Consider the following 21,634-nt stretch of genomic DNA (forward strand, 5'->3'; position numbering starts at 1 on the left):
TATAGAAAGGGTGTTTTAATATGCAGCGAAAACCAATAATTATAGGCATTGGACTGGTAGCCGTAGCCCTAGGAGTCTTCTTATTTACCGGGGGTAACGAAAAAACAGTGAAGAATGAAACTGCGAAAGACATCAAGCAAATGGTCCAGGATTACAGTCTGCGCAAAATCACCGCTCAATCGGCTTCCATCACTTCGCAGCAACTGATCGTGACCGACGAGAATTCAGCCAAAACTACGTATGAACTGCCTGAGGATGAGTTTTTTGTATCGATAGCTCCGTTCGTCGAAAATACCCATCCTTGTGAAATTCACAGTTTGACGGGATGCCAAGGCGAAATGGTTGAGCAAGAGTTTGATATCAACGTTGTCGATGAGAAAGGAAAGACCGTTCTGAATCAAAAGATGAAGTCTCAGTCCAACGGTTTTGTAGACCTTTGGCTTCCTCGGGATCAAACCTATCAAGTAACGATCGAATATGACGGGAAGACGGCGAAGTCCGAGGTCTCCACGTTTAAAGACGATAACACTTGCATTACGACCATGCAATTAAGTTGATTTTTTTCTTCGGAATTTCCCTCGTACCAGCGCCAGTAGCAAGTAATATAAGGGGATACTGTTGATGATTACCCAAAATGAGATAAAGCCGAGCTCGGAAAGATCCTTTTGATATTGCGTCGTATTTTGGGAATATTGAAAAGCGGCAACGGTCGCGGTCCCGGTTAGTATGGATATTAGCGGCCGGGTCTCCTTTAACTTGAAAAGATGACCGAGGCAAGAAACCCCGACATAAACGAGGAACGCATCGTGAATGATCATGGATATAGCCCAAATCCCGATAAATAGGGGGTCGGCATTGCCTAGCAGCCCGGTAAAGGAAGTTCCTCGGATTAATTGCAATATCGGGTATTTGACCTGACTCCCGTAATGAACACCAAAGTTGAGCAGGACGAGCAGCCAGGTCAATAGTACGGCAACCGTGACCATCGTATTGGCCAGCAAAAGGTTCCGAAGCGTCTTTTTGTCAAAATTAAGGTGGGGAAGGAGAAAAAGGAATATAAACCATTCTCCGATCCAGGAAATGACACTAAGCACATCCGTAAACAAGTTGGTAAAATTACGGTGGTTCAGCAAGGCAGGCAGCATCTGATAGTCCGCATCGCCGATGAATAGCAACAGCAAGAAGAGAACCCCTATGAGGATGAGGATAAAGGTACCATCCGCAATATAGATAAGGGTTGAGAACCCCCACCGGGCCGTAATCATAATCACCAAGCCGACCAACAGCAGAATGAACCATGGGGGCGTATCTTTCATATAGATGGAACCGTAAAACAAGGTGAACTGTTCCATATCCAAGGATACATAATAGATGCTCCAAAATGAGAGCAGGAGCAAAACTGCCCTATGTCCCCACTTACCTGCGATTTGTTCCCCGTAAACGACCCAGCTTTGCCCCGAATTTGAAGCTAATTTGCCTACGAAGTAGGTGCAGGAAATAAGCACGACATTGACGGCCCCTCCAATGAGCATGGCAATCCATCCCTGATAGCCGGATGTACTGATTAACGGCGGAATCATAAAAGCGAGCGGGATGGTGAGCATATAAATGCTGGAAAACCGGAATGTTTGAAATGATGTCGTTCGCATTTATGCACCATCCTTATTTATTGTCGTTGACTAGCACGGCGGAGTTAAATCCATCCTAACAAGTACAAGATAAAGCGATTCGGATTCGGCCACCAGGAAATGAAATTAGCCCCGATGTTCCAGACGAGCGTAAGAGAGAAGAGCCACCAGAAGGCTTTCTTTCCTTGAGCAGGCTTATTATGAAGCTGTTTCCATTCGAACAGGGCGATAGCCGCAAAGCAGATTGCCAGCATCGGACACCTCGCTTTCTTGAGCGATAAACTCTTTTCCGAAAAGTTATGGCTTGTTCGTAATCACGGATATTTCGACTTTGCTTTCCGTTTGAATGTGCTCACGGTCCTTATAATATTCCGGCCAATTCTCCCGGACCTTCCTCCAATAATCGGGGTAGTTCCATTCGAGAAGCAAACCAAGCCTCAGCACATCGGTGCCTAGTATTTTGGACTTATAAAGCGCGGAATTCAGTTCTTTATCAACTTTGACATTCAGCAGTTCGGTAACAATTCGTGATAGTTCGGTGTCGCTGCGCTGCTTCGCATCTTTCTTGTAAACTAAACTACCTACACCTTTTAGATGGATCGTGAATACCGGGCCTTCCCGGGTCATCCTTACTTTTCTCTCGGCTTTCAAATTATAGAACAGGACGCTGGCCCGGCTGCTGCCCCCGTCCCATTCGACGGTGTAGGCCTGTTTTCTTAATCGATCCGCTGCCCATGCTATTGTCCTTGCTTCATTTGTAGGCAGGGTTCCCGTCATTTTATCATCCTGGTATAGAGCTGTTCCCTGAATTCCCGCCCAATTTTCTTTCGCTTCATTTTCGTTGGGCAACGCTTTGGCTTGGATCGACATATAGTTCGTGGCAAAGCCGACCTTCGAATAATGCGCAATCAGAGACTCTTTCACTGTGGTTGTATACAAGGTGCGCTGCAAACTCATTCTCCTTAAAACTTCTGAAGGCATTTGTTCATACAGGGGTACCAGTTCGGCAATCTTTCTGGCTTTGCCAGGTGCCGTGATCAGAAAAGAGCTGATATGGAAAGTGGGCTCCCGGTCTGCCCAATCGAGTAAATCCCCGATGCCGGCCTCGGCATACTCCCGGCCGATTACCACAACACTGGTATGTCCGAAATTGATTTGGCGGCTAAGATCCTTCTGGATTAGTCGTATCGTGTCCGGCACCGATTCTCCGGTTTTGGAAATCATGGCATAAAATCTCCCGTTTGAAGATCCGCTCCCGGCTTGCTGACCGGACATCATCCGGTTGGGCAATGGACTGCTGATCGTCACCTCTACCGTTCCGGGTTGATCTCCTTTATCGATATATAGGGCAAATACAAAGACTTGTTCATCGACTTCCAGTTTGGACCAGCATCCCGAGAGCAAGAAGAGGGGGAGAAGAATCAACGGCCACTTTAAGCGTGTCATTTCGATTTTTGTCTCCTTAAGTTCCGGTTCGCATACGAGGTCGGTCTGGACTTCATTTCAGGGGAAGGAACGCGGACAAAAACATCCTTCCAGTCGCTAAGAACTAGCGGGGCAAGAGGTTGCATGTATGGCGTACCGAACGAATTCAGATTCACGAGATGCCCGAAAACAATGAAGGTCAGGATAAACACACCAAAGAGACCCGTCGTTCCCCCGATGATCAGAAGCGGAAATCTGAGCAATCGAAGCGCCAATCCCATTTCGAAGTGGGGAATGATATAGGAGGCAATACCGGTTATAGATACGACAATGACCATTGGCGAAGATACGATCCCGGCTTGTACGGCCGCTTGTCCGATAACGATTGCCCCAATGATGGAAATGGTTTGGCCCACCGGTTTGGGAATCCGGGTCCCCGCCTCTCGCAGGCCTTCAAAGGTCAGCTCCATAATAAAGGCTTCCGTCAAAGCGGAGAAGGGAATGTTCTCCCGCGCCGCGGCGATGGTCAGAAGAAGATCGGTAGGGATCATTTCAGGCTGGAACGTGGTGATCGCGACATAGAGTGAAGGAAGCAGCATGGAAAGAACGCCGAAGAACATTCGGACCATACGTACCCAGCTTGCGGCCATATAGCTTTGGTAATAATCTTCCGAGGATTGCATCAGCGAAAATAGCGTAACCGGTACGAGGAGTGCGGAAGGCGTTCCATCCTGCAAAATGCCGACCCTTCCCTCCAGCAGGGAAGCAGCAACGGAGTCAGGACGCTCCGTATACTGGAACTGGGGAAACGGCGTGTGATTGCCTTTTTTCATTTGCTCAGCCGTGTAACTGATGCCCAAAACACCGTCGATGGATATGGCCTGGATTTCCTTATCGAGCTCCTCTACAATGTTGGGGTCGCACAACCCTTCGATATACACGATATAGATTATCGTTTTCGAATATTTCCCGGCTTCGTATCGGATCGTTTTAAGATCCGGATGCTTGATTTTATGTCTTAGCAAAGAGAGATTTGTGGCTATATCCTCGATAAATGCCTCTTGCGGGCCAATGACCACCAATTCGTTTTTGGATTCCGAAACCGCACGTTTTTCATACTTAGCCAGGTCGAACAGATAGATTTTTCGGGCATCGTTGAAACAAAAAAGCGCTTTGCCCTGGACCAATTGATCGATCGCTTCCTCTAGGGTGGCCGCGGGAACATAGGGAAGAGGAAATAAGGTGCCCTGATCGAGCCGGGCGGCCAGTGATTCCCAATTATCCGCCTTTCCGGCTTGTTCGATAAAAACCTTGGAGACTTGGTCTTGTAATATAGGTATATTTATGATGGACTCGATATAAATCAGGGCGCAAGAGTGGCCATGGATCAGAAAATGCTGATACACGACATCCTCATTTGCCGACAACTGCTCCTTGATTTGTTCGAGAATTGAATTTTGATTATTCATGATGTTTCATTGCTCCTGACACAAATCGGGATTCTGTTCTTTATAGGGTGCCGGGAAATATTAGAAGTTATTCAGGTTCCGAGACGTTGAAATTACAAATGGGTTCATGTTATGATACAACTACTTTAATGACTGGAGTTGAAGAGGATAATGTAGATTTCTTGCTAAGAAATAAAACAAAAAAGCGATCTTTTTCGCAAGTTTTATTTTGTTATGCAAGAAAGTTACTTTACCTTTTTAACTCAACGGTATATCCTGATCTGACTCCGGTACTGGGGGCGGATTTGCTGTATATTTTTGAGCTACAAGAAAGTAACTTTCTTGTAGCTCTTATTTTTTTGTACAGGAGGTTATATTTCATGTCATTAATAAATGTTTCGAAACTGACGTTTGCCTATGAGGGCAGTTATGACAATATTTTTGAGAAGGTTAGCTTTCAAATCGATACCGACTGGAAACTAGGGTTTACGGGAAGAAACGGACGGGGTAAAACTACATTTATGAACTTATTGCTTGGAAAGTATGAGTACAGCGGAACGATTTCGGCCGATGTTCAGTTCGAATATTTTCCTTACCCTGTAAAGAATAAGGAGAATAATACGATTGACGTTATCGACGAGATTTACCCGGACTATGTACACTGGGAACTCATGCGAGAATTATCCTTCTTGCAGGTGTCCGAGGATGTACTGTACCGGCCATTCGATTCCTTATCCAATGGAGAACAGACAAAAGTGTTGTTGGCCACCCTGTTTCTGAAAGAGAATCGGTTCTTGTTAATTGATGAACCTACCAACCATCTGGACATGAACGCAAGAAAGCTTGTCAGCGAATATCTCAACAGCAAGAACGGCTTTATTCTGGTGTCTCATGACAGAGCGTTTCTCGATCACTGCGTAGATCACATTTTGTCCATCAACAAGACAAACATCGAGATCCAAAAAGGGAACTTTTCCGATTGGTGGGAAAATAAACAGAGACAAGATCAATATGAGTTAGCCGAGAACGATAAGCTTAAAAAAGATATCAAACGTTTGTCGAAAGCGGCAAAGCGAACGAGCGACTGGTCTGATGAAGTGGAGAAAAGTAAAAACGGGACGAGAAACTCCGGTTCCAAACTGGATAAAGGGTACGTAGGCCATAAAGCGGCCAAAATGATGAAGCGCTCGAAATCGATGGAGCAGCGACAGCATTCCGCGATTGAGGAAAAGTCAAAGCTTCTTAAAAACGTGGAGAGCTCCGATAACCTGAAGATTTCGCAGCTTGTTTATCATAAGAACCAGCTTGCCGAGCTTGAACATATTTCGATTTCTTACGGAGATAAGACCGTTTGCGAAGATATAAGCTTTACGATTGAGCAGGGGGAGCGAATCGCGCTGGAAGGGAAAAACGGCTCCGGTAAATCCAGCATCATCAAACTGATCTGCGGTGAGGACATCCCATATTCGGGCACGTTCAGAAAGGGAAGCCAGCTTAAGATTTCCTATGTGTCGCAGGATACCTCTCATTTACAAGGCAATCTAACGGACTTCGCCAGAGATCAAGATATTGATGAGAGCTTGTTCAAAGCGATTCTAAGAAAGCTTGATTTCTCCAGAATTCAATTTGAAAAGGACATGTCCGCATTTAGCGGCGGCCAGAAGAAGAAGGTTTTAATCGCGAAAAGTCTCTGCGAGAAAGCCCATTTGCATATTTGGGATGAGCCGCTTAACTTTATCGACATTTTTTCACGCATGCAAATTGAAGAATTGCTGCTTGAATATTCACCGACACTGCTGTTTGTGGAGCATGATCTTGAATTCTGCAACAATGTGGCAACGAAGGTCGTAAAGCTTTAATTGATACAAAATGAATCCCTTTCATCCCTTTAACAAGACAATTATTATTGTCCTGTCGTGGATGAAGGGGACTTTCTTTATTGGAGAGAATTTGATTTTTATAAGAAAATCAGTTATCTTGGTTATAAAGTATCTTGATGGTCAAGATATTATATTGAAAAGAGGAGCGGTGTCCTTTGTCCATTGAGAGGCAAGATCATGTTACAGAATTGCAGGAAGCCTTCACACTTCGTATGCGCGGGTTAGGAAACCGAACCATTCTCTATCAGCAAAATGTGGCCAGCTCTTTAGGGCTATACAATAATGATTTCTTATCTATCGATATCCTGCATGAAAAAGGTCCTGTCACTGCGGGGGAGCTTGCGAAACTAACCGGACTTACAACAGGGAGCATTACCGCATTAATCGATCGACTCGAAAAAAACGGGTTTGTTCGCAGAGAGCAAGACCCTAATGACCGAAGAAAAGTAATTATCGTCCCATTGTACGAAAATAATGAAGAGGTCCGAAAAACGTATCTTGCGCTTCACGCGGCCATGGTCAAATTGGCTTCTTCTTACAAAGTAGAAGAGCTTGAGCTCATAACGCAGTTTCTAAGCAAAGCCAGTACCTTATTGGAGGAGCAGATCCGGGATCTCCAATCGAATCCTCGCGGCGAAACTTCTTCTTAATGGTTTTCATCGACATTAAATGAGATAGGATATGGAGGTTATTTTATGGCTGTGCTGGTTCTTTACGCTACAAAAACAGGTGCGGCAGAACGATGCGCAAAAGTATTAACGGATGAACTTCCACAAAGTACGATGTGCAATATCGAAATGGACAAGCCAGATCTTGGGCAATTTGATGGAATTATTCTCGGTGCCGGAGTTAGAGATGGCAAGATATACAAACCGATCCGTGATTTTATCAAAAAAAATCAGGACGAGCTGCTGAAGAAGAAAATGGGGTACTTCATTTGCAATGAGAAACCGAAGGAAACCGAAGCGATTATTGAGCGAAACATTCCCGTCGGCTTAAAGGATTCGGCAGTCTGCATCGATTCGTTTGGTGGGTATAAAGCCTATGCAGCACCTAAGGAAGGCACCGACCTGTACAAGGGAATTTTCGTGGATCGAATCAAAGCTTTTTCCGATAAATTCGTTACCAGTACTCCTGATGATTGATATGAATATGTAATAACCTACAGCCCCATCAGAGATTTCACAATCTTTGACGGGGCTTTCTTTGTTAAACTTGACATTTTGCCAAACTATCGTATACATTTGTATACAAAGATAGTTCGTATACGAATGTATACGACAAACTCTGAGGAGGCGTTGTTAAGTTGCGCGAGGGAAGACATAAACATAGAGAGAATCACGGACATCGAGAGCATCCGGAAACCCGCGGTGGACAAGATCAAGATGCGACTGGCAAGCAACGGCCCCATAGCGCGCAAACTTTTCGCCGGGGCCGGGCCATAGCTTTTCTTGAAAAACTGAACATCAAGCGTTCGACTTTGCAGCGGCAGCTCGAGCAACCGGAATTTGAATCCATTAAGCAGGTCATCAGCGGAGAGCTGAAAGCGACCGATGCGATTATTCAGGAATTCATCCACACTTTCGAGCTTCGCGAAGCTATTTCAGATAACGATCCCAACAATAAAGGAGCCGATGAATCCCATGACAATAACTGAAGCCATCAAAAACCGCAGAACCATCAAAGCCTTTAAACCGGATTCCATTTCGGAGGATGATTTGCTCTCCTGGTTGGAAGCGGCAAGCTACGCGCCAAACCACCGCTTGAACGAACCGTGGGGAATTCTTGTCATTGGTCCAGAGACGAGATCCAAACTGAACCATAAAAAGGACTTTGGCGGAGCGCCTGTTGTCCTTGCCATCGTATCCAAGCCTGCAGGGACTCCATTCGAACGGGATGAAAATATTATGGCCGTTTCATGCTTCGTGCAGAACTTTATGTTAGCCGCGCATGAAGCCGGGGCGGGCGTCTATTGGTCTTCGATGGGGAACTTGCCGCAAAATCGCGAGATTCTCGGCGTGGAGCAAGATTATGATGTCGTAGGCGTTCTTGGTGTCGGTTATCCGGCGGAAGTACCGGCGGCCAAACCGAGAACTCCGATCTCTTCCAAGATCACACATTTAGCATAACGGCCGTACATGTGAGAAGGCCCGTCCGAACAACGAATCGTTCGGGCGGGCCTGATTTATGATTTGGATCAAATGACCTGAAGTACAAAATGAAGAACGAAGAGAAGGGATATAAAATAGAACAGTGGCTTCACTTCGCGCCATTTGCCAACTGCCACATGAAATAACGAGTAGCTGATGAAACCGATCGCGATTCCGTCCACGATACTATGCATGAGCGGAATGAAGGCGATGATGAAGAAGGCAGGCAATCCCTTTTCCATATTTTCAAAGGAAATGTTGCGCACCGAAGGCATCATCAAACCGCCGATGAAAATAAGGATCGGTGCGACGGCCTGATCCGGAACGAGCGTGATCACGGGCATCGCAATCAGCGAAATCAAGAACAGAATTCCCGTGAACGCCGATGTCCAGCCTGTTCTACCTCCGGATGAAATCCCTGCAGCGGCTTCAACAGTGGAGACGGTAGGACTTGTTCCAAAGATACCGCTTAGAAAAACGGAGAACGAAGTAGCTTGCATGGCTTGCTTAAAGCGTTCAGGTTTTTCGCTCATGTTCAGTTGAGCGTTAATGAGTCCTACATTCTCGAACACGATAACGAGAGTGAGTGAGAAGACGGCGACAATCAACGTGGTGACAGGCAAGCCTTTAAATGTCAGATGCCCGAAAACTTCACCGTAGGATGACCAGGTAAAGCCGCCAAGGCTGCTTCCTGCCGATGGCTTAATGCCGAACAAAAAGGCAAGCACTGTTCCGCCGATAATGGACAGCAGCAAATTTCCGGGCACCTTCCGCATGTACAAAATGCAGGTCAAGGCTAAAGTAGCAAGTGTAACGATGACACCGGGGTTCCCGAACGATTGCACGGCGATCACTGAAGCGCTATCCGGTAGAATTACGCCGCCTTTATGCAAGCCGATCAGGACCAGCATAAGTCCGATACCTACAGAAATTGCTTCTTGCAACGATGCGGGGATGGCTTCACGCAACTTCCCGACGAGAGAGGTCAAGCTAATAGCTAAAAAACAAATGCCCGACATCATAGACACCGCCAAAGCTTGCTGCCAAGTTAAACCCATACCTTGAACAAGCGTGTACGTGAACATGGCATTAATCCCCATGCCCGGAGCGATAATCAGGGGAGCTTTACCCCATAAAGCCATTACAAAACACCCAACCGCCGATGCAAGAATTGTTGCGATAATTCCCGCTTCCTGCGGGATGCCGGCATCCGCCAATATCGATGAATTGACGATTATAATATAGACGATCGCAAAAAAAGAAACGGTTCCTGCCAAAGCTTCCCGTCGCCAAAAGCTTGGGGCAAAGCGGGGAGTTGAATTAGGTGATACAGGCTCCTTTGTGTGCGATGGTGTCTGTTTCTTTTGGTGGACCAACCATAAACCTTCCTTTCATTGTAACCCCTCACCCAACCCTTTCAAGAAATATGAAAGAAAGACGGCTAAAAGCCGCATGAGATATATCATACCATATTAAATTTAGTCTTGACACTTCGGGGATATGTCGTATACATTTGTATACATAAGCGATTGTATACAAATGTATACATCCGAATAAAGGAGCGAAATGATGTACATAGAAGGTGAAATGAATGTGGAAGCTTAAGCGATTTATGAAGCCTTATTGGCTGTGGTGCTTATTGGCGCCTCTTCTGATGGTGGTCGAGGTGATTATGGATTTGATGCAGCCGGCGTTGATGGCGAGTATTGTCAATCAAGGACTCTTAACGAACAATTTGGAGCATATCAAATCCACGGGACTGATGATGCTGGGTGTGGCCCTTGTCGGCCTGATCGGCGGGGTAGGCTGTACCGTGTTTTCGAGCATCGCCTCCCAAAGTTTCGGCAACGATTTGCGAATCACGCTGTTTGAGCACATCCAGACCTTCTCGAATCGAAATCTGGACCGTCTGAAGACGGGTTCACTGATTACCCGATTGACGAACGATGTGGGGCAACTTCAGACGTTTGTGCAAATGATCCTGCGCACGTTAGTCCGTTCACCGCTCCTGCTTGTCGGCAGCCTGGTGATGGCGATAAGAATCAGTCCGTCGTTGACGCTTATCCTGTCCGTATCCGTCCCGTTGTTATTCATCATTTTGTATGCAATCATTCGGCTTTCCTTTCCTTTATTCTCAAAAATGCAGGAGAAGTTAGATAGCGTCAACACGGTGTTACAGGAAAATCTGTCGGGCATCCGGGTGATCAAAGCCTTCGTTCGGGCAAAAGAAGAACAAAAGCGGTTTAATGCGGCTAATACGGCCTACACCGGCAACGCGATCAAAGCGATCCGCCTCATGGCGCTGAATATGCCGCTTATGATGCTGGTCCTGAACGCCAGCATTGTAGCGGTATTGTGGTTCGGCGGGCTTAAGAATTGGAATGGAGAGCTTCCTGTCGGTGATTTGATTGCTTTCATTAATTACGTCACACAGCTATTGATGTCGATGATGATGCTGAGCAATTCGCTTACCTTTGTGTCCAGGGCGAAGGTGTCGGCGGACCGGGTGAACGAAGTGCTCGCCGCCGTCAGCGAAATTTCCGATGCGCCGTCGGCGAAGACCGAAGTGATCCGCTCCGGCCGGATTCAATTCAATCATGTATCTTTCGCCTATAACTCAACGGACGAAAATCTAGTTTTGGAGGATATCCACTTTACGGCCGAACCCGGCAAAACGGTGGCCATTCTTGGCGCTACCGGGGCAGGGAAGTCAACGCTCGTAAGCCTCATCCCCAGGCTCTATGAGGTTTCATCCGGTTCCATTATGATTGATGGAACCGATATCCGCGATATTAGCCTGGACCATCTCCGCAGCGAGATCGGGTTTGTGATGCAGCAGAGTATTCTGTTCAGCGGCACCATCCGCGACAATATCCGGTATGGCCGACCGGACGCTACCGAAGAGGAAGTGGTGCAAGCGGCTATAAGCGCCGAAGCTCACGGTTTCATCACCGGACTTCCTCAAGGGTACGATACCTTGCTTGGTCAGCGAGGCATCAATTTGTCCGGCGGGCAAAAGCAGCGGCTGTCCCTTGCGCGGGCTCTGTTGATCCGTCCTAGAATCCTCATCATGGACGACAGCACAAGTGCCCTGGATGCCGCAACCGAGGCCCGAATCAGGCAACTGCTGAGAGAGCAGATGCAAAACAGCACGAATATACTGATCGCTCAGCGGGTTTCTTCGGTCATCGACGCCGATGACATCCTGATCCTGGAGAATGGCCGCATCGTATCCCGAGGCACTCACGAAGAGCTGATGCAAAGCAGCGAAATTTACCGGGATATCCGGCAGTCGCAGCTGAAAGGAGAGGAGACGTCCCATGTCTAGCGTAAATAACCGCGCGGAGATCCCGATCCCCGGGCGTCCCGGCGGATTCGGAGGAGGTCCGCATGGCGGTCCTGGCGGAGGACCGGGGCGAGGTGCCGTACCGATTGTAAGAGCCAAAAACCGCGGAGCTACGATCAAGCGAATTTGGGCTTATTTAAATCGTCAGCGGGCAGGGCTGATTGTGGTATATGTGTTCACAGCGCTTAATGCGATCGTTTCCCTCGTCGGACCCTATCTGCTTGGAACCGCCATTGATACTGCGGTCATTCCCGGTGATTGGGACAAACTGGTCCGGTTTTGTCTGCTCCTGATCGGCATTTATTTGTTAGGGAGCGTTGTGGCTTGGGTGCAGGCGTATGTCATGACTTCCGTATCGCAGAATACGGTGTTTGAGCTGAGGCGCGATCTCTTTGCCAAGTATCAGGAGTTGCCGGTGCAGTTTTTCGATACCCATTCGAGCGGGGAACTCATGAGCCGGGCCACCAACGATATCGATAACGTATCGAATACGTTGAACCAAAGCGTGACCCAGCTGCTAAACAGTCTCATCACGCTGAGCGGCTCACTCGTGATTATGCTCACGTTAAGCCTCCCGCTTACGGTTGTCGCCTTGATTACGATTCCGCTTGTTCTGCTGGCGAGCCGAAAAATTACGGGATTGAGCCGGGTCTATTTCAAAAACCAGCAACGGCATCTGGGCGAGCTTAACGGATTTATCGAAGAGACGATTAGCGGTCAGAAAGTGGTGAAACAGTATCGCAGGGAAGAGATCGAGGTTCGGCGGTTCCGCAGCATCAGCGGGGAGCTGAACAAGGTCGGCATCAAAGCGCAGATCGTATCCGGCCTTGTAGGCCCGGTTATGAACCTGATCAACAATTTGAACTTTGCCCTCATTGCCGGGGTCGGCGGATGGATGGCGTTTCACGATATAGTCACTGTGGGCGTAATCGTCAGCTTCCTTAACTATTCCAGGCAGTTCGGCAGGCCAATCAATGAGCTGGCTAACCAATACAACCTGATCCAGTCTGCCATTGCCGGTGCGGAGCGAGTGTTTGAAGTCATGGATATGCCGTCCGAATACGGGGGTGACAAGGATAGCGAACTGCCTCGACTAAGCGGGGAAGTTAAATTCGACAATGTATCTTTCGGCTATAAGGCGGATGCGCCGATTCTGCGCGGGGTGACATTCGAAGCGAAGCCGGGCGAGAAAATCGCGCTTGTCGGACCGACAGGAGCAGGGAAAACGACGATCATCAATCTGTTGACCCGGTTTTATGAAATCGATGGAGGCAACGTGTTCATCGATGGCCGGGAGATCCGGGATCTGGACAAAAATGCGCTGCGCAGACAGCTCGGGATGGTGCTTCAGGATGCGCATGTATTCTCGGGAACGATCCGTGAGAATATCCGCTTCGGTCGGCTTGATGCGACCGACCGGGAAGTAGAAGAAGCTGCCCGGCTTGCCAATGCGGAGAGATTCATTGCAAGGCTGCCGCATGGCTATGATACGATGCTCGAATCGGAGGGCAGCAATCTGAGCCATGGACAGCGCCAGCTTCTGACGATTGCTAGAGCGATTCTCTCCGATCCGGCTATCCTGATCCTGGACGAAGCAACGAGCAGCGTAGATACGCGGACGGAAATGCAGATCCAGCATGCGATGAAGACCTTGATGAAGGGGCGCACCAGTTTCGTAATTGCACACAGGCTTAGCACGATCCGTGATGCGGACCGTATTCTGGTCATCCAAAACGGAGAGATTGCTGAGCAGGGCAACCATGAACAGCTGCTAGCTTTGTCGGGAGTTTATCACGAACTATACAACAGCCAGTTCAAGCAGGCGATTCAGGCTGACGCCATATAATGATCGCGCTCGCTTAAGTTTAATTATAGGAAGGACGGAAACGGCGCACAGCCGATTACCGTCCTTTTTTGCGTTAAATTCTTCATTTAAGTTTGGTTAAAGGTTTCGGACTTATTATACAAACATGGATGGAAGAAAGGAGGTGAAAGATATGAAACGTACTTCAATTCTAATCTCAATCGCAGTTGGTCTTGGTTCCATCCTTCTCCTTGCGGCATTGTTAAAAGTGAACATAGTCCCTATTAATGAAGGCATGCAGCATCGTCAAGCATGGCATGAACCTATGAGGTATGGACACCATGGTGTTCCCTTGCACATGAATTCCAACAATGCTGCAACTCCAGCTTCTGGTGCGAAACCGGTTTGGCACTTTGTGCTTCAAATCGCCGTTCTGCTCGGCGGGGTCGCACTTTTCCTCAAGGGGAAAGGAGGGCTTAAATGGACAGGCGCTGTATTCGCCGTTCTGAGTGCGATGAGTTTACTTACACCCCTTTGGGGCGTGGTTGTGTTGATCATCGCTTTCTTACTGTACAGAAGGATCGTAAACAACCGTAAATATATATCCCCTCAAGCTATAAACGTATACCCGTCTTACGTGGAAACCACGAAAAGCCGGGGCCGGTTTTTGGATGAGTGGGAACGCAAACAACATAAGGAGGAATGAATTTCATGGGTATTTTTACAAGAATAAAAGATATCGCCGCAGCCGATACACACCGCTTGCTTGATTTGGTGGAAGATCCGGTCAGTATGGCTAAACACTATATTAGACAGCTTGAGGAGCAAATCGACCAGGCCCGATTAGCGCTGGAGAAACAGCTCGCCGCTGAACAACAATACGATCTGCTGGTTGCCAGAACCGGACAAATGATCGATAAACGTACCCGCCAGGCCGAGCTCGCCGTCGAACGGGAGGAAGAAGATATCGCCAGGCTGGCCATCCAGGAGAAATTAAGCCACTCAAAACTGATGCAAACCTATTTGGAGCAGCGCGAAGTTATTCGGAAACAGGTCCAGGCCTTACAAGAGGAGATCGCCCGCCTATTGGATTTGCATAAAGAGCTGAGTGATAAGCTGAACTTCCTGCTGGCACGCAGTCAAGCGGCAGCCGCCTTAAGGGCAACGGTCGCAACGGCTTCGCCCGGCGACATTAGTAAGATTTCGCGCGGATTTGACCGCATGGAACAAAAAATCATGACCCTCGAATCCGGCGTACTTGCCTATCGGAGTATGGATCAAAGCAATGCACGGCTGACAGGTTGGTCGGACCAGAATGAAGTGGAAAGTGAGCTGGCAAGACTTAAAGCCGTGAAACAGACTCAATAATAAACTTGAAAAATCAGGAGGATTTTCATGAAAAACAAAGCGATAACAGCAAGTGCGCTGGCATTGGCTATTACACTAGGCGGAGGAGCGGTGCTTGCCGGACAAGCGTTTGCCGCTTCGGATTCAAACACTACGAGCTCAACATCGTCCGCAACACAAAGAGCTGATAAGGGAACATTAAAAGGGAAAGGCGGGCATCATGGAAAAGGAGTAAAACTTGACGATACGGCGATTGCCGCCCTTTTCGGTATGACTGAAACTGAATTGGAGACGGCAGAGCGTTCGGGGAAATCTCTGGCTGCGGTGGCTGAAGAAAAGGGGATCTCGCTTCAATCGGTGATTGATCTTGTAGCCAAACAGCTTACGGCGCGCCTTGATCAGAAGCTGGCGGACGGAAGCTTAACCCAGACTCAATATGATACCGAAAAGGCTAACGTTACGGAGAAAGCAACCAAGCTTGTGAACCGTGAGTTGACGGGTAAAGCAAGCCTTGGCGGACACGGCGGTGCAAGAATCGATGAGGAAGCCGTTGCAGAACTGCTTGGTATATCAACCAGCGACTATGAGACCGCCAAGCATGCCGGTAAGTCGATGGCGGCATTGGCTGAGGAGAAGGGCGTTGCTTTGCAATCGGTCGTGGAGCTCGTAACGAGCCAGCTAACTACGGCGCTGGATAAGCAATTGGCAGATGGCAAGATAACGCAGTCTCAATATGATACTGCCAAGACCAAACTCGCGGCAAAAGCACTCGAAATCGTGAAGGGAACGCGTTCGGATAAAGCCGGTCATCACGGTCACGGTTCCCGGTCAGGCACAGTGAATGAAACTGAGAAGACAACGGAAGGCTGAACCTCAAACCTCAAACCTCCATCCTCCTGCTTATTACAAGGCAGGGGGATTGTTTTTGATTATGGACTTTATATTATGGCAGCTAATTCGATCTACACAAATAGCATCAGTTGCATTTTGACAGATTGATGTAATTGGGGTTATTATAGATATATTAAGTCTTTTATTGATCCTTAAATAATTCGAGAGTGATTAGGTTTGTCTAATTAAAGATATTTTATATCTATAATGTCTACAAAAAGAAATGGAGGTTTCAAGTTATGAACTATCATTGTGCCATTATCGGCGGCGGTCCGGCAGGATTAAACGCAGCGCTCGTGCTAGGCAGAGCAAGAAAGGACGTTGTTTTGTTTGATGACAGCCAACCGAGGAACGGGGTAACTCATGCGTCGCACGGGTTTATTACACGGGATGGGGTTACGCCCGCCGAGTTTCGGCGGATCGCCTACGAGGAGGTGCTCAAATACCCTTCGGTCCGGCATTGGAATACCCTGGTGACCGATATTCAAAGAAACGATCATGGTTTCGCTCTTCGTACTTCATCGGGTGAATTGGTTCAGACGGAGAAAGTGATTTTAGCGGCTGGCTTAATAGAAGTATTGCCCGAAATTGAGGGGGTTGCCGAATTTTACGGGAAAAGCCTTTTTAATTGCCCCTTCTGCGATGGATGGGAGTTGCGGGATCAACCGCTCGTAGTCGTCTCGGAGACACCGGGAATATTTCATAAGGTAAAATTGCTGCTTAACTGGAGTTCAGATTTGGTCGTGTGCACGAACGGTCATGATATCTTGACGGACGAACAGCGAGCACAGCTTGCTTCAAAAGGAATTGCCGTCGTCGATACTCCGATCACCGCATTTTCCGGGGAAAACGGATTGCTGGCAAGGGTGAAATTCGCAGATGGATCGCAGCTTGAACGAAGCGGAGGTTTTATCGACCCTGCATTACTTCCTAAAGCCGATTTTCATGAAGCGCTGGGGTATGAAACTGCTCCGGATGGAGGGATTGCAACGGATGCAATGGGCAGAACTACCGTATCCGGCATATACGCGGCCGGGGATTCAGCGTATGTGATGCCTTCGCAATTGATTTATGCCGCAGCCTCAGGCAGCAAAGCGGCAGTTGCTGTCATAGCGGACATGACGGAAGAGGAGTGGAAATAGCAAATGAGTTATGAAAAGCGCCTCAGGATGCCTGGTCTCACCGGTAAGCCGGGGCTGGAAGTATTAGCTATGCTGAATCCCCAACCCGGAGAACGAATTCTGGATGTGGGCTGCGGGACAGGGGACTTGACCTCCGCCATCGCGGCTGCGGGCGCAATCCCTACCGGAATTGACCTGTCCGAGGAAATGGTAGGCCGAGCCAGACTGAAGTACCCGGGGCTGGATGTTTTGGTCGAAAACGCATGCCAATACAGGACGGATGTCCAGTTTGATGCCGTCTTCTCGAATGCAGCCTTACACTGGATTCAGGATGCACCGGCTGTGGTGCGTACGATCTGGTTAGCACTGCGGGAGGGCGGCCGATTTGTGGCCGAATTCGCCGGCAGCGGTAACGTCGCTGTGCTCACTTCCGCGATAAAGCAGGCGCTGGAGGAGCATGGTTACACCTGGGAGGGACGGAATCCGTGGTATCATCCTACCATTGGAGAATATGCGAGCCTGCTGGAGCAGGCCGGTTTTCGCGTCGCCTCTGCCCAGCACTTTGACAAACTCACGCCGCTCAAGGGGAGTTTAGGAATCCGGAACTGGCTGGACAGTTTCGCCACCTATTTTTTCCCGGACGTTACCCCATCTGATAAAGAATCTATCTATAGCTTCATAGAATCTGCCGTAAAGCCGCGTCTTGAACTGGATGGACAGTGGATGATAGATACAAGCCGGTTGCGTGTATCAGCAATCAAAGTTTGATCCTTCGGTCAAAACTTTGTAAGATGAGGGAGAAGGAACTCCCCACGGCGGCAATGGAAGTTCTAGTCTACTAAGGAACTCAGGAAATGTGGGGAACTTTCGGTAGGTTCCCTTATTTTCAACCGCGCTCAGCGCGGTTTTTTTGAAGCGTTTACTACATATTAGGAGTGATATTTTTGCTAACCAAGATCAGCCTTGAAGGCGAATGGAAGCTGCAATTAGATGAGAGAAAACAGGGACTGAATCTGCCGTTTCAAGATGTCATCAATCTGCCTGGTACGACGTCGCATGCCCGCAAGGGAGCGAAAAACGAAAATGTATTGATCGGCGCCTTGACGGATGAATACTTGTTTGAAGGACAGGCGTGGTATTCGAAGGAAATCACGATTCCGGAAGAGCTTGCAGGAAAGAACTGTTCTTTGTATTTGGAACGCACCCGGATGACGACGGTTTGGCTGGACGGCCGGGAGATCGGCAGCCGCAACAGTCTGAACACCGCACATATTTACGAGTTGGAGAAGCTTGAAGCAGGCAGCCACACCATTACCGTCCGGGTTGATAATACCGATTATCCGACCAAAGGCGGGCACTTAACTTCCCCGGATACGCAAACAAACTGGAACGGCATCACCGGTCGCCTGGAGCTTCAATTCTTCGGTGACTCGTCTTTGAGCGACATTCGCCTTACTCCGGATTTGGCTGCCCGCTCTGTGCGGGTCACCGGTTTGTTGAAAGGGGCAACGGAGGGAACGGTTGATGTTGTTGCCGAAAGCTTTAACAGCAAGAAATTACACTCGGCTCCGCAGCAAGAGTTTGCCATATCGGAAGGGGAGTTCTCCTTCGTCTATGAGTTGGGTTCCGATGCGCTGCTTTGGAGCGAATTCGAACCTAACCTTTATAATGTAAGTCTTGTCTTGAAAGATGGAGAAGCGGGAGTAGCCGACCGTCATGAGTTGATATTTGGTCTTAAGGAATTTAAGGCGGCTGGCGACAAGTTTACCATTAACGGAGAGAAGACATTTCTTCGCGGCAAGCATGACGGCCTGATTTTCCCATTGACCGGATACGCGCCTACGGACGTAGAAGAATGGCTGAGGATCCTTGGAATCGCTAAATCTTACGGCATGAATCATTATCGTTTTCACACTTGCTGTCCGCCGGAAGCGGCCTTTACCGCCGCGGATATGCTCGGGATTTACATGGAACCGGAGTTGCCGTTCTGGGGAACGATCACGGAAGAAGCCGATGAGGGACATAACCAGGCGGAACAGGATTATCTGATCAGTGAGGGGTATGAGATTCTGCGGGCTTTTGGCAATCACCCATCCTTTGTGATGATGTCACTGGGCAACGAACTCTGGGGGAGCAGAACGAAGATCGATTCCATTCTAAAAGAATACAAAGCATTCGACGACAGACATTTGTACACGCAAGGCTCCAACAACCACCAATTCATGCCGGAGATATTGGAGCATGACGATTTCTTCTGCGGCGTGCGCTTTTCACGGGACCGGTTGTTCAGAGGCTCCTATGCGATGTGCGATGCTCCGCAGGGTCATGTGCAAACCGATTATCCAAGCACGATGAAGGATTATGACGATCAGATCGTTCCACCGAACTTCGGAAAAGAGGCGGACTCGGACGAAAAGGCCGGAGGGTCGATTCAGATCCAGTACGGCACCGAAGCCAAGACGGTGGAAGCCGGGGACGTCTCCGGAGAATGGATCCCGCAAATGCCGGTGGTCTCTCATGAGATCGGGCAATATGCGACGTTTCCGAATTTTGAGGAGATCGACAAATATCAAGGCTCGCTCAAAGCCGAGAATTTCAAAATCTTCCGCGAACGTCTGGAGAGCAAGGGGCTGGGTCATCTTGCCGGTAAATACTTTGAAAGCTCGGGACAGTTGGCGGTTGCCTGCTACAAGGAAGAACTGGAGGCCGCGTTCCGTTCCCGGAGACTTGCCGGGTTCCAACTGCTGGATCTACAGGATTTTAGCGGTCAAGGAACCGCATTAGTAGGCGTGCTGGATGCTTTTATGGATTCCAAAGGAATGATCACGCCGGAGGAATGGCGCACATTCTGCAGCGACGCCGTCCTGCTGGCCAGGTTCCCAAAATACAACTATGTCGCAGGGGAACGCTTCATTGCCGCCGTCGAGCTGAGCTGGTTCCGGAGCGGGACGCCCGGCAATCTGTCGTTACATTGGGAGCTCTCCGCGGAAGACGCAAGACTTGCGGAAGGATCCGCTGAAGCGAACATTCAGGCGGGATCAAATTACATCGACATCTGCCAGTTGACGGTTGACCTGCCCGTGGTCCACCGGATGACTCCTGCGAAATTATCCTTATGGATCGAAGGAAGTGACATCCGCAAATCATACGATCTTTGGATTTATCCGCAGCTCATCGGAAGCAGAATTGACGAAGACGAAATCAACTTATTCGAGGAGCTTTCCGATGAAGCACTGGCGCTTCTGGAGCAAGGTAAGAACGTGTTGCTGATGCCGAAGCCGGAATCTCTCGAGAATGCCATTGAGGGGACTTACTGTACGGATTTCTGGTGCTATCCGATGTTCCGGTCCATCTCCGAAAGCATGAACCGTCCGGTGCCTGTCGGTACCATGGGTCTGTTGATTGAGAATACTCATCCTGTGTTCCGTGATTTCCCGTGCGAAGAACATTCCACTTACCCTTGGTGGAGCATTGTCCAAAATTCGAAGTCGATCATCATGGACGGAACCGACCGTGAATGGAACCCGATCGTACAGACGATCGACAACTTTGAGCGCAATCACAAACTTGGCTTCCTGTTTGAATGCAGGGTAGGTCAAGGTAAGCTCCTCGTTTGCGCCCTGGATGCAAGTAAGGCGGGCGAAACGCCGGAGGGAAGACAGTTCTTGTCGAGTTTGGCCGGTTATATGAGCTCGAACGAATTCAATCCGCAGTATAATGTCAGTGCTGCCGAGCTTCGCGAGTTGATCCGATAAGACGGAATCTTCTGCTTAAGCTTTCAGACTAAGATAATAGAAACAGCCCGGTAGAACGAATCTATCGGGCTGTTTTCTATGCATTTCTATCATTTCCCAAGACAAAGCCCCATGCTTCGACGACAGATACGGGCGCTTTCCGGCTCTTGTCTCCGCCGCCTTCTTCCGTCCAGAGCGGAGGATAATAAGCAAATACTTCGCCTTCCCGGAGCCGGCTTGTATTCTCTCGCCATTCTTGCCAACGAAAAGTTTGATAGAACTGCTCCAGATCGCCTTCCGCGAGCCAGCCGAGGAACCCGAAATATGGAAGCTCCGTAGATTCCCACTCCAACGTATCCGGCGCGAAATAGTGGATTAATCCGCTGCCGCCAAATTTGCCCGTATCCAGCGCAAAAAAACCGCCTGCCGCATCATAAGCGACCACAAGCATTCCTTCAAGCGGTTCGACTACGTTGTTGTCCGACAATCCATTCCACGTATTCAAACTGCCGAAGATTCCTGGACTCCCCGATCCGAGCAAATGAATCCAGCCCCCGTCCCACAATATGCCACCCGCCTCGAAAGCAACCGCTCCTAAATAGGACTTTGTGCTTACTTGTAGCTGATATAGCGTGTCCTCCGCGGATGACCGCTCGGCGGGGAGAATGACATATGGATTAGTCCCTTTGCCCAAAAGCTCAACAATTTCTTCCCATGCGTGATGTTCCTTATCGATCAGTTCCGCCGACGTTAATGCATGCAAAGTCAACATTCCTTTCCTAATTTCTGCATATTTCGTACCTTTCGCTTCCTTGCTTTTCCAGTGTATCATGAATAGAATCGCGGTTTAAATATATGAT

At 48.7% G+C, this 21,634-nt stretch carries 20 protein-coding genes; 14 read left to right on the plus strand and 6 right to left on the minus strand.

Features of this window, described 5'->3' with window-relative positions; genetic code table 11:
- Positions 1-20 precede the first annotated feature (20 nt).
- Positions 21-557 carry a CueP family metal-binding protein gene (locus tag KB559_RS03745; RefSeq protein WP_211020384.1) on the plus strand — a complete coding sequence of 179 codons (537 nt, stop codon included), beginning with the start codon at positions 21-23 and terminating at the stop codon, positions 555-557.
- On the opposite strand, the gene KB559_RS03750 is transcribed toward KB559_RS03745, so the two are convergent.
- From KB559_RS03750 to KB559_RS03765, 4 genes are read right to left on the minus strand one after another with little or no spacing between them, the layout of a single operon-like run.
- Positions 549-1,649: a GerAB/ArcD/ProY family transporter gene (locus tag KB559_RS03750; protein WP_211020385.1), complete on the minus strand. Its 1,101-nt coding sequence runs from the start codon at positions 1,647-1,649 to the stop codon at positions 549-551. The two genes, KB559_RS03745 and KB559_RS03750, sit on opposite strands and share 9 nt — an antisense overlap.
- Positions 1,650-1,693: 44 nt before the next feature.
- Positions 1,694-1,882, minus strand: coding sequence for a hypothetical protein (locus KB559_RS03755; protein ID WP_211020386.1), 189 nt, complete (start codon positions 1,880-1,882; stop codon positions 1,694-1,696).
- 43 nt (positions 1,883-1,925) lie between these two features.
- On the minus strand, positions 1,926-3,074 hold the full coding sequence (locus tag KB559_RS03760) for a Ger(x)C family spore germination protein (RefSeq protein ID WP_211020388.1): 1,149 nt from the start codon (positions 3,072-3,074) through the stop codon (positions 1,926-1,928).
- Positions 3,071-4,522, minus strand: a complete 1,452-nt coding sequence (locus KB559_RS03765; RefSeq protein WP_211020390.1) for a spore germination protein — start codon at positions 4,520-4,522, stop codon at positions 3,071-3,073. The genes KB559_RS03760 and KB559_RS03765 overlap by 4 nt, the downstream gene beginning before the upstream one ends.
- 359 nt (positions 4,523-4,881) lie before the next feature.
- Between KB559_RS03765 and KB559_RS03770 the strand changes: the two genes are divergently transcribed.
- The 5 genes from KB559_RS03770 (at position 4,882) to KB559_RS03790 (ending at position 8,510) form a co-directional block, all read left to right on the plus strand.
- Complete coding sequence (locus KB559_RS03770) at positions 4,882-6,360, plus strand: Lsa family ABC-F type ribosomal protection protein (protein ID WP_211020391.1); 1,479 nt, start codon at positions 4,882-4,884, stop codon at positions 6,358-6,360.
- A 176-nt stretch (positions 6,361-6,536) separates the two neighbouring features.
- The gene (locus KB559_RS03775; protein ID WP_481856420.1) at positions 6,537-7,031 is read left to right on the plus strand and encodes a MarR family winged helix-turn-helix transcriptional regulator; all 495 of its coding nucleotides are present in this window, start codon (positions 6,537-6,539) and stop codon (positions 7,029-7,031) included.
- Positions 7,032-7,076: 45 nt separating this feature from the next.
- Positions 7,077-7,526, plus strand: coding sequence for a flavodoxin domain-containing protein (locus KB559_RS03780; protein ID WP_211020392.1), 450 nt, complete (start codon positions 7,077-7,079; stop codon positions 7,524-7,526).
- 161 nt (positions 7,527-7,687) lie between these two features.
- A complete protein-coding gene (locus KB559_RS03785) occupies positions 7,688-8,038 on the plus strand; it encodes a hypothetical protein (RefSeq protein WP_211020393.1) in 351 nt (116 codons plus the stop codon).
- Entirely contained in the window at positions 8,025-8,510 is a 486-nt protein-coding gene (locus KB559_RS03790; protein ID WP_211020394.1) for a nitroreductase family protein, read from the plus strand. The genes KB559_RS03785 and KB559_RS03790 overlap by 14 nt, the downstream gene beginning before the upstream one ends.
- Positions 8,511-8,578: 68 nt before the next feature.
- Here KB559_RS03790 and KB559_RS03795 read toward each other — a convergent pair whose 3' ends face one another.
- Positions 8,579-9,808 carry an NCS2 family permease gene (locus tag KB559_RS03795; protein WP_247681567.1) on the minus strand — a complete coding sequence of 410 codons (1,230 nt, stop codon included), beginning with the start codon at positions 9,806-9,808 and terminating at the stop codon, positions 8,579-8,581.
- Between the two features lie 314 nt (positions 9,809-10,122).
- Between KB559_RS03795 and KB559_RS03800 the strand changes: the two genes are divergently transcribed.
- From KB559_RS03800 to KB559_RS03835, 8 genes are all read left to right on the plus strand, one after another.
- Positions 10,123-11,859 (plus strand): ABC transporter ATP-binding protein, encoded by a 1,737-nt coding sequence (locus KB559_RS03800; RefSeq protein ID WP_211020396.1) that lies wholly within the window; start codon positions 10,123-10,125, stop codon positions 11,857-11,859.
- The gene (locus KB559_RS03805; protein ID WP_211020397.1) at positions 11,852-13,723 is read left to right on the plus strand and encodes an ABC transporter ATP-binding protein; all 1,872 of its coding nucleotides are present in this window, start codon (positions 11,852-11,854) and stop codon (positions 13,721-13,723) included. Before KB559_RS03800 ends, KB559_RS03805 begins: the two co-directional genes overlap by 8 nt.
- Before the next feature lie 151 nt (positions 13,724-13,874).
- Positions 13,875-14,387 carry a hypothetical protein gene (locus tag KB559_RS03810; RefSeq protein WP_211020398.1) on the plus strand — a complete coding sequence of 171 codons (513 nt, stop codon included), beginning with the start codon at positions 13,875-13,877 and terminating at the stop codon, positions 14,385-14,387.
- Between the two features lie 5 nt (positions 14,388-14,392).
- Positions 14,393-15,049, plus strand: a complete 657-nt coding sequence (locus KB559_RS03815; protein WP_211020399.1) for a PspA/IM30 family protein — start codon at positions 14,393-14,395, stop codon at positions 15,047-15,049.
- 27 nt (positions 15,050-15,076) lie between these two features.
- The gene (locus KB559_RS03820; RefSeq protein WP_211020400.1) at positions 15,077-15,898 is read left to right on the plus strand and encodes a hypothetical protein; all 822 of its coding nucleotides are present in this window, start codon (positions 15,077-15,079) and stop codon (positions 15,896-15,898) included.
- Positions 15,899-16,158: 260 nt separating this feature from the next.
- Positions 16,159-17,061: an NAD(P)/FAD-dependent oxidoreductase gene (locus KB559_RS03825; RefSeq protein ID WP_211020401.1), complete on the plus strand. Its 903-nt coding sequence runs from the start codon at positions 16,159-16,161 to the stop codon at positions 17,059-17,061.
- Positions 17,062-17,064: 3 nt separating this feature from the next.
- Complete coding sequence (locus tag KB559_RS03830; protein ID WP_211020402.1) at positions 17,065-17,808, plus strand: class I SAM-dependent methyltransferase; 744 nt, start codon at positions 17,065-17,067, stop codon at positions 17,806-17,808.
- A 167-nt stretch (positions 17,809-17,975) separates the two neighbouring features.
- Positions 17,976-20,795 (plus strand): glycoside hydrolase family 2 TIM barrel-domain containing protein, encoded by a 2,820-nt coding sequence (locus KB559_RS03835; protein WP_348772881.1) that lies wholly within the window; start codon positions 17,976-17,978, stop codon positions 20,793-20,795.
- Between the two features lie 76 nt (positions 20,796-20,871).
- Here the strand turns inward: KB559_RS03835 and KB559_RS03840 are convergent, their stop codons facing one another.
- Entirely contained in the window at positions 20,872-21,537 is a 666-nt protein-coding gene (locus KB559_RS03840; RefSeq protein WP_211020944.1) for a DUF2625 family protein, read from the minus strand.
- Between the last annotated feature and the right edge of the window lie 97 nt (positions 21,538-21,634).

Origin of the sequence: Paenibacillus sp. Marseille-P2973, from assembly GCF_018101095.1 — a bacterium.
Classification (GTDB): domain Bacteria; phylum Bacillota; class Bacilli; order Paenibacillales; family Paenibacillaceae; genus Fontibacillus; species Fontibacillus vini.